Origin of the sequence: Paraburkholderia sp. RL17-347-BIC-D, assembly GCF_046027915.1 — a bacterium.
Lineage (GTDB): Bacteria > Pseudomonadota > Gammaproteobacteria > Burkholderiales > Burkholderiaceae > Paraburkholderia.
The window spans coordinates 1-1,119 of the sequence record NZ_JARESS010000188.1 but is presented as its reverse complement, the minus strand read 5'-3'; the positions used below and the strand labels follow the sequence as shown (position 1 = coordinate 1,119).

General features: G+C 67.9%; 1 protein-coding gene. It reads right to left on the bottom strand.

The window, feature by feature from the left end:
* Nucleotides 1-189: 189 nt before the first annotated feature.
* On the bottom strand, nucleotides 190-1,119 hold a 930-nt coding region (locus tag P0D96_RS48065; protein ID WP_408321360.1), incomplete at its 5' end, for an efflux RND transporter periplasmic adaptor subunit.

Here is a 1,119-nt window from a genome sequence, read left to right as displayed (position 1 = left end):
CGGCGCCCGTATGCACGGCGCCCGCGTAGTGCGCCGGAATGTCGGCGCTCGGGCGCTGGTAGGGCGGCAAGGTCGAGCACGCGCTGAGCAGCGCGCCGATCAGCGTGGCCGCCAGCGCACGGCGCGGCAGCGGCCTTGAAAGAGACAGGGAAAACATCGGCAAATCCTTTCTGTGACGTGACGAGGCACTCAGCTGTGCATGGCCGGCATGATCTGCACCATCTGGCCGGTGGCGAGCGAATCGCCGGGGTTGTCGATCACGCGATCGGTGGCGGCGAGTCCCGTCGTGATTTCCACGTGCGTGCCGAAATCGCGGCCGATGTGCACGGTCTTGAGCAGCGCCCGCCCGTTGCTGTCGACCACGGCGACCGTCACGCCGTCCGGCCGGAACAGCAGGGCGCTGACGGGCAGATCGAGCGCCGGTGTGGTCGATTGCAATTGCAGATGCACCTGCGTGTAAGCGCCGGGCATTAGCGCGCCGTCCTTGTTGTCGACGTCGACCTCGACGCGCAGCGTGCGGCTCGTCGGATCGATCGAGCCGGTGCTGCGCGCCACCTTCGCCGCGATGCGACGGCCCGGATACTGCTGGGCGGTCAGATACACGCCGGTGGCCGGCGTGACGTACGGCGCGTCGTTCTGCGGCACGTCGACGAACACGCGCAGCACGCCGTTCTGCTGGATATGGAACAGCTCGCCCGACATGCCCGCGGTGCCGGGCGTGCCGCCCGCCGTCACCAGCGCGCCGACGTCGACGTTGCGCGCGGTGATCACACCGTCGAACGGGGCGGTGATCTTCTCGTACGAAACCAGCTCGGCGAGATGCGCGACATTGGCCTGCGCCGACGCCAGCATCGCGCGGCGCGCTTCCATGTCGCTGACCTTCATGTCCGTGTCCTGTTGCGCGACCGATTGAGTCTTCAACATCTCCTGCCAGCGCTGCGCGGTGGTCTTCGCGAAGTCGAAATTAGCCTGCGCGGTGGCTTCGTCGGCGCGGGCCTGGCGCAGTTGCGCGTCCAGATCCGGGGCTTCGATCGTCGCGAGGGTCTGGCCGCTTTTCACCTGCGCGCCGATGTCGGTGTTCCAGTGCGCGAGGTAGCCGCTCGTGCGCGCGTAGATCGA